Annotated in this window: 7 protein-coding genes; 6 read left to right on the top strand and 1 reads right to left on the bottom strand. The window is 60.6% G+C overall.

Translation table 11 applies throughout. The features are described from left to right. Positions 1-2 precede the first annotated feature (2 nt). Positions 3-1,727: a tetratricopeptide repeat protein gene (locus tag NTD85_RS23390; RefSeq protein WP_003228155.1), complete on the bottom strand. Its 1,725-nt coding sequence runs from the start codon at positions 1,725-1,727 to the stop codon at positions 3-5. 182 nt (positions 1,728-1,909) lie between these two features. Here NTD85_RS23390 and hemA point away from each other — a divergent pair, with 182 nt between their 5' ends. From hemA to NTD85_RS23420, 6 genes are all read left to right on the top strand, one after another. Next, entirely contained in the window at positions 1,910-3,196 is a 1,287-nt protein-coding gene (gene hemA, locus NTD85_RS23395) for a glutamyl-tRNA reductase (protein WP_003228154.1), read from the top strand. After that, positions 3,193-4,275, top strand: coding sequence for a peptide chain release factor 1 (prfA, locus tag NTD85_RS23400; protein ID WP_262143320.1), 1,083 nt, complete (start codon positions 3,193-3,195; stop codon positions 4,273-4,275). Before hemA ends, prfA begins: the two co-directional genes overlap by 4 nt. After that, the gene (gene prmC / locus NTD85_RS23405) at positions 4,276-5,106 is read left to right on the top strand and encodes a peptide chain release factor N(5)-glutamine methyltransferase (protein WP_262143321.1); all 831 of its coding nucleotides are present in this window, start codon (positions 4,276-4,278) and stop codon (positions 5,104-5,106) included. After that, a complete protein-coding gene (locus NTD85_RS23410; RefSeq protein WP_262143322.1) occupies positions 5,100-5,855 on the top strand; it encodes a molybdopterin-synthase adenylyltransferase MoeB in 756 nt (251 codons plus the stop codon). The genes prmC and NTD85_RS23410 overlap by 7 nt, the downstream gene beginning before the upstream one ends. Beyond that, the gene (murI, locus tag NTD85_RS23415) at positions 5,848-6,639 is read left to right on the top strand and encodes a glutamate racemase (protein ID WP_003228148.1); all 792 of its coding nucleotides are present in this window, start codon (positions 5,848-5,850) and stop codon (positions 6,637-6,639) included. Before NTD85_RS23410 ends, murI begins: the two co-directional genes overlap by 8 nt. 114 nt (positions 6,640-6,753) lie before the next feature. Then, on the top strand, positions 6,754-7,272 hold the full coding sequence (locus NTD85_RS23420) for an acyloxyacyl hydrolase (RefSeq protein ID WP_262143323.1): 519 nt from the start codon (positions 6,754-6,756) through the stop codon (positions 7,270-7,272). Positions 7,273-7,301: the final 29 nt, after the last annotated feature.

The following is a 7,301-nucleotide window of genomic DNA, read 5'->3' on the forward strand; positions in this document are numbered from 1 at the left end:
AGTTAAAGAGTCTCGGATCCGGTCAGGCGCTTGATGGTGCTGCGCAGGATGGTGCTGTCGGGCTGATCTTTGAGGTATTTGCCCCAGATCTGCTTCGCCTCGCGCTGATTGCCCTTGACCCACAGGACTTCGCCCAGGTGCGCGGCGACTTCGTGGTCAGGGAAACGCTCGAGGGCCTGACGCAGATATTTCTCGGCGTCGTCCAGATTGCCCAGGCGGAAATTCACCCAGCCGAGGCTGTCGAGTACCGCCGGGTCTTCCGGATTGATCTGGTGCGCCTGTTCGATCAGCGCCTTGGCTTCAGCGTAACGGGTGGTGCGATCGGACAGGGTGTAGCCCAGCGCATTGAGCGCCATGGCGTTGTCCGGATCGCGCTTGATGATCAGGCGCAGGTCTTTTTCCATCTGCGCCAGGTCATTGCGTTTTTCCGCGAGCATGGCGCGGGTGTAGAGCAGATTCAGGTCGTCCGGGTATTGCAGCAAGGCTTGCTGCAACACTTTCCAGGCCTTGTCGTCCTGTTTGTTGGCCGACAGGGTTTCGGATTCGATCAGATACAACTGGATCGCGTAATCCGGCTGGGCGTCACGCTCGGCGGCCAGTTTGCTCTGGGCTTCGGCGGTCTTGCCGTTGTTCATCAGGATATCGGCCTGACGCAGTTGCGCCGGCAGATAGTCGTTGCCCGGGCCGACCTGGGCGTACTCGATCAGCGCGCCCTGCGGATCGTTGCGCTCTTCAGCGATGCGACCGAGGTTCAGGTGCGCCGAATCGACGTGACTTTCGCGCGCGATCAGGTCTTCCAGATAACCCTTGGCCTCGTCCCAGGCCTTGGCTTCCAGGCAGACCAGCGCCAGCGAGTAACGCAGTTCGTCGTCTTCCGGGTATTGCTGAACGAGCGTGGAGAACTCGACCTTGGCGTCGTCCATCCGGTCCTGTTCAACCAATGTACGTGCGTAGGTCAGGCGCAGACGCTTGTCGTCCGGGTACTTCTTGATGCTTTTGCGCAGCAGCGGCAGTGCCTCGTCGCCACGATTCATGGTTTGCAGCAGGCGGGCGCGCAGCAGGATCGGGGCGATTTCGCCGTCTTCCGGCGGATGGTCTTCAAGCAGGCGCAGCGCCGCTTTATTGTCGCCGTCCTGCTGCAGCAGCAGGGCCTTGCCGAAAATCAGCTGATTGTTGTTCGGATGACGCTGCAGCAGGCGGTCGAAACTCTTCATCAGGCCGTTGCGGGTTTCCTGATCGGTATCGGCCGCGGACAGCGCGAGAAAATCGAAATGGGTGTCGCCCTTGCCCTGCAGGACTTTTTCCATGTAGACCATGGAGTCGTCATAACGCCCGGCGCGGGCCAGTTGCACGGCGGCGGCGCGTTGCGCTTCAAGATCGTCCGGGGCGTTTCTCGCCCAGATCAGCGCGGTATCCAGCGCAGGCTGGTCGGCACCGAGGTATTCGGCGATGCGGAACGCGCGCTCGGAAACCCCCGGATCCTGGGTGTTGATGGCCTGGGTCACGTAGTTGTCCAGGGCAATGTCGAAACGATTGCGCTGGCCGGCGAGTTCGGCGGTCAACAGGCTGTATACGGTTTCCTCGCTGAACGAGCTGTAAACCTTGGGCTTTTCAGGCGTGGGCGTGGTGTCTTCGACCGGCGGGGTACCGTCCGGCGAAACGGGGGCCAAGGCCTGGCAGCCGCTGAGGAAGACAAAAGCTAGGAGCAACGCGGAAGATCTATTCATATAGGAAGAGGACGACTAACCTGCGGTCGGATCATCATGACACAAGCCTTCGGCCAAACATAACCGAGTCTCAGTTGTGAGCATTATAGGCACCAACCATTGGGACAATAGTCAGCGGTAGTTGTTCTGAATCTGACGAAGTAGGACAATTGCCGGCTTCACGTCACTATCAGCGACCTTGAATGGCCTTCCTCGCACTCGGTATTAACCACAAGACTGCTTCAGTAGACGTCCGCGAGCGCGTGGCCTTTACCCCTGAGCAACTGGTTGAGGCCTTGCAGCAGCTCTGCAGAATGACCGACAGCCGCGAAGCCGCGATCCTCTCCACCTGCAATCGCAGTGAGCTTTATATAGAACAGGATCAGGTTTCAGCTGATCTGGTCCTGCGCTGGCTGGCCGATTATCACCATTTAAGCCTCGATGAGCTGCGCGCGAGTGCTTATGTGCATGAAGATGATGCGGCAGTTCGTCACATGATGCGCGTCGCCTCCGGGCTCGACTCGCTGGTGCTGGGCGAACCGCAGATTCTCGGCCAGATGAAGTCGGCCTACGCCGTGGCTCGCGAGGCCGGGACCATCGGCCCGCTGCTGGGGCGGCTGTTTCAAGCGACGTTCAATGCCGCCAAGCAAGTGCGCACCGACACTGCCATCGGCGAAAACCCGGTGTCCGTGGCGTTTGCCGCTGTCAGCCTGGCCAAACAGATTTTCAGCGACCTGCAGCGCAGCCAGGCCCTGCTGATCGGCGCCGGCGAGACCATCACCCTGGTTGCCCGCCATCTGCATGAGTTGGGGGTCAAGCGCATCGTGGTCGCCAACCGCACGCTGGAGCGCGCCAGCCTGCTGGCCGAGCAGTTCGGCGCTCATGCGGTGCTGCTCTCGGACATTCCGGCGGAGCTGGTGCGCAGCGATATCGTGATCAGTTCGACCGCCAGCCAGTTGCCGATCCTCGGCAAGGGCGCGGTGGAAAGTGCGCTGAAGCAGCGCAAGCACAAGCCGATCTTCATGGTCGACATCGCCGTACCCCGTGACATCGAGCCGGAAGTCGGCGAACTCGACGACGTTTACCTGTATAGCGTTGACGATCTGCACGAAGTGGTCGCCGAAAACCTCAAGAGTCGTCAGGGCGCAGCCCAGGCCGCGGAAGAGATGGTCTCGGTCGGCGCCGACGATTTCATGGTGCGCCTGCGCGAGCTGGCGGCGGTCGATGTGCTCAAGGCCTATCGGCAACAGAGCGAGCGCCTGCGCGACGAGGAGCTGCAAAAAGCCCTGCGTCTGCTGGCCAACGGCGGCAACGCCGAAGATGTGCTCGGGCAACTGGCTCGCGGCCTGACCAATAAACTGCTGCATGCTCCAAGCGTGCAACTGAAAAAGCTTTCTGCCGAAGGCCGCCTCGATGCGCTGGCCATGGCCCAGGAACTCTTTGCCCTTGAGGGCTCACCGGATAGTTTTTCGGATAAAAAACCGCAATGAAAGCGTCACTGCTCAACAAGCTGGACATCCTCCAGGACCGATTCGAGGAACTGACTGCGCTGCTTGGCGACGCTGAAGTCATTTCCGATCAGGCCAGATTTCGCGCTTATTCCAAGGAATACGCCGAAGTCGAGCCGGTCGTCGCCGCTTATAAAAAGCTGCTCGGCGTACAAAATGATCTGGAGAGTGCCCAGGCACTGCTCAAGGACAGCGACCCGGACATGCGTGAAATGGCCGTGGAAGAAGTCCGCGAAGCCAAAGAGCTGTTGATCACCCTGGAATCCGATCTGCAATGCATGCTGCTGCCCAAGGACCCGAACGACGGTCGCAACGTGTTTCTCGAAATCCGCGCCGGCACCGGTGGCGACGAGGCGGCGATCTTCTCCGGCGACCTGTTCCGCATGTACTCGCGTTACGCCGAGCGACGTGGCTGGCGCGTGGAAATCCTCTCGGAAAACGAGGGTGAACACGGCGGCTATAAAGAAGTCATTGCCCGGGTCGAAGGCGACAATGTCTACGGCAAGCTGAAGTTCGAGTCTGGCGCGCACCGTGTGCAGCGCGTGCCGGCCACCGAATCCCAGGGCCGCATCCACACTTCGGCCTGTACCGTGGCGGTATTGCCGGAGCCGGACGAGCAGGAAGCGATTGAGATCAACCCGGCGGATCTGCGCGTCGACACCTACCGTTCTTCCGGGGCCGGTGGTCAGCACGTGAACAAGACCGACTCGGCGATCCGCATTACCCACTTGCCGACCGGCATCGTGGTCGAATGCCAGGAAGAACGTTCCCAGCACAAGAATCGTGCCCGGGCGATGGCCTGGTTGTCGGCCAAGCTCAACGACCAGCAGACCGCTGCTGCCGCGAACGCGATTGCCAGCGAACGTAAATTGCTCGTGGGTTCCGGCGACCGCTCCGAGCGCATTCGCACGTACAACTTTGCCCAGGGCCGGGTCACCGACCATCGCGTCAACCTGACCCTGTACTCCCTTGATGAAATCCTCGCCGGCGGCGTTGAAGCGGTGATCGAGCCTTTGCTGGCCGAATACCAGGCCGACCAACTTGCAGCGATAGGTGAATAAATGACCATCATTGCCAGTCTGTTGCGCGCCGCCGAACTGCCGGACTCGCCCACAGCGCGTCTGGATGCCGAACTGCTCCTGGCTGCGGCACTGGGCAAACCGCGCAGTTTCCTGCACACCTGGCCCGAGCGCATCGTGCCCAGCGAGGCGGTGCTGATTTTTACCGAGTACCTGCAACGGCGTCGTGGCGGTGAGCCGGTGGCCTACATTCTTGGTCAGCAGGGGTTCTGGAAGCTCGATCTGGAAGTCGCTCCGCACACACTGATCCCGCGTCCGGACACCGAATTGCTGGTCGAGGCCGCGCTGGAACTGCTGGCGGCAACGCCGGCGAACGTTCTCGATCTGGGCACCGGCAGCGGCGCGATTGCCTTGGCCCTCGCCAGTGAGCGCCCGGCGTGGAAGGTCACGGCGGTGGATCGTGTACTGGAAGCCGTGGCCCTCGCCGAACGCAATCGCCAGCGCTTGAACCTGAACAACGCCACGGTGCTGAGCAGCCACTGGTTCAGCGCCCTCGAAGGCCAGCGTTTCCATTTGATCATCAGCAACCCGCCGTACATCGCCGCCGCCGACCCGCATCTGGTCGAGGGCGATGTGCGCTTCGAACCGGCCAGTGCGCTGGTGGCGGGTGTCGACGGGCTCGACGATCTGCGCCTGATCGTGGCCCAGGCCCCGGAGCATCTCGAAGCCGGCGGCTGGCTGATGCTCGAACACGGCTATGATCAAGCCGAAGCCGTGCGTGATCTGTTGCTGACCCGCGGTTTCGAAGAAGTCCACAGCCGCACCGATCTGGGCGGTCATCAACGGATCAGCCTGGGGCGCCTGCCGTGCTGAATGATCAGGAATTGCTGCGCTACAGCCGGCAGATTCTGCTGCAACACATCGATATCGATGGGCAACTGAAGCTTAAAGACAGTCGTGTACTGATCGTCGGCCTCGGCGGTCTCGGTGCGCCGGTTGCGCTGTACCTGGCGGCGGCCGGTGTCGGTGAGTTGCATCTGGCGGATTTCGACACGGTCGACCTGACCAACCTGCAACGCCAGATCATTCATGACACCGACAGCGTCGGCATGAGCAAGGTCGACTCGGCGCTCAAGCGCCTGAGCGCGATCAATCCAGAGATTCAACTGGTGGCCCATCGTCAGGCGCTGGATGAGGATTCCCTGGCGGCCGCCGTGGCCGCGGTGGATCTGGTGCTCGACTGTTCCGACAATTTCTCCACCCGCGAAGCGGTCAACGCCGCGTGCGTGGCGGCGCGCAAACCCTTGGTCAGTGGCGCGGCGATTCGTCTGGAAGGGCAGTTGTCGGTGTTCGACCCGCGCCGCCCGGAAAGTCCGTGCTACCACTGTCTCTACGGACACGGCAGCGAAGCCGAACTGACCTGCAGCGAGGCCGGTGTAGTCGGGCCGCTGGTGGGGCTGGTTGGCAGCCTGCAGGCGCTTGAAGCCTTGAAAGTGCTGGTCGGTTTTGGCGAACCACTGGTAGGTCGTTTGCTGTTGATCGATGCCCTGGGTTCGCGCTTCCGTGAAGTGCGGGTCAAGCGCGACCCGGGGTGCAGCGTCTGTGGTTCGCAGCATGCGTGAGGCACCGATCGCGGTGTTCGATTCCGGTGTCGGCGGCTTGTCGGTACTGGCCGAGATCCAGCGTTTGCTGCCCCATGAATCACTGCTGTATTTCGCCGATTGCGGGCACATCCCCTACGGTGAGAAAACCCCGGAGTTCATCCGTCAGCGCTGCAATGTGATGGCCGGTTTTTTCCGCGAGCAGGGCGCCAAGGCCCTGGTGATCGCCTGCAACACGGCGACCGTGGCCGCTGTTGCCGATCTGCGCCGGGATTTCCCCCAGTGGCCGATTGTCGGCATGGAACCCGCGGTCAAACCTGCTGCCGCCGCCACCCGCAGCGGTGTGGTCGGCGTACTCGCCACCACCGGCACCTTGCAGAGTGCCAAGTTCGCCGCGTTGCTCGATCGCTTTGCCACAGACGTTCGCGTCGTCACCCAGCCGTGTCCCGGTCTGGTGGAACTGATTGAAAGCGGTGATCTGCACAGCGCCGAGTTGCGCACGTTGCTCAAGCATTATGTCGATCCGCTGCTGGCCAACGGTTGCGACACGATCATTCTCGGCTGCACCCACTATCCGTTTCTCAAACCGCTGCTCAAGTCGATGATCCCGGACCACATCAGTCTGATCGACACCGGTGCCGCCGTCGCCCGTCAATTGCAGCGACTGCTGGCCGAGCGTGAACTGCTCGCCGAAGGCCCGAACCAACCAGTCAGATTCTGGACCAGCGCCGATCCCGAGTCCTTTCGCAAAACCTTGCCCCTGCTGGGCCAAGTTGCCGGTGACGTTGAAAAATTCACCTTGTAAAAAAAGTGTGAAATATCTAAAAAGTCAGCTGAACTTCTGCTCAAGCGCCGATTTCTATACCGCTGGGTTTACTAGAAAACCAAAACGATCGTTCCGGAAAAGGAAGTTTTCAACGTGAAGCGACTATTCTGCTTGGCCGCGATTGCGGCTGCACTGATGGGGCAAAGTTTTACTGCACAAGCGGCAAACGTTGAGTTTGCAGTGGGGGCAACCAGCGATTCGACAATGACTTATCGCTTGGGCATGAATTTCGATTGGGACAAGAGCTGGCTGCAAAGCGACGTCGGTCGCCTGACCGGTTACTGGAGCGGCGCTTACACTTACTGGGAAGGTGACAAGACTTCCAGCAACAACAGCCTGTCGTTCTCGCCGGTATTTGTTTACGAGTTTGCCGGTCAGTCGGTCAAACCGTATGTCGAGGCCGGTATTGGTGTCGCGGCCTTTTCCAACACCAAATATGAAAGCAACAACATCGGTCAGTCCTTCCAGTTCGAAGACCGTATTGGTTTCGGCCTGCGTTTCAACGGCGGACATGAAGTGGGGATCCGTGCGACGCACTACTCCAACGCCGGTCTGAACAGCAACAACGACGGTGTAGAAAGTTACGCGCTGCATTACTCGATACCGCTGTAACTGCAGCTTGCACAAATCTTTGTGGGAGC

This window comes from Pseudomonas sp. 13B_3.2_Bac1, assembly GCF_025466205.1.
GTDB classification, from domain to species: Bacteria; Pseudomonadota; Gammaproteobacteria; order Pseudomonadales; family Pseudomonadaceae; genus Aquipseudomonas; species Aquipseudomonas fluorescens_H.

What these genes read in the sequence shown, in the direction of transcription:
- NTD85_RS23390 (WP_003228155.1), bottom strand. Translation starts at nt 1,727, where the DNA reads ATGAATAGATCTTCCGCGTTGCTCCTAGCTTTTGTCTTCCTCAGCGGC.
- hemA (WP_003228154.1), top strand. Translation starts at nt 1,910, where the DNA reads ATGGCCTTCCTCGCACTCGGTATTAACCACAAGACTGCTTCAGTAGAC.
- prfA (WP_262143320.1), top strand. Translation starts at nt 3,193, where the DNA reads ATGAAAGCGTCACTGCTCAACAAGCTGGACATCCTCCAGGACCGATTC.
- prmC (WP_262143321.1), top strand. Translation starts at nt 4,276, where the DNA reads ATGACCATCATTGCCAGTCTGTTGCGCGCCGCCGAACTGCCGGACTCG.
- murI (WP_003228148.1), top strand. Translation starts at nt 5,848, where the DNA reads ATGCGTGAGGCACCGATCGCGGTGTTCGATTCCGGTGTCGGCGGCTTG.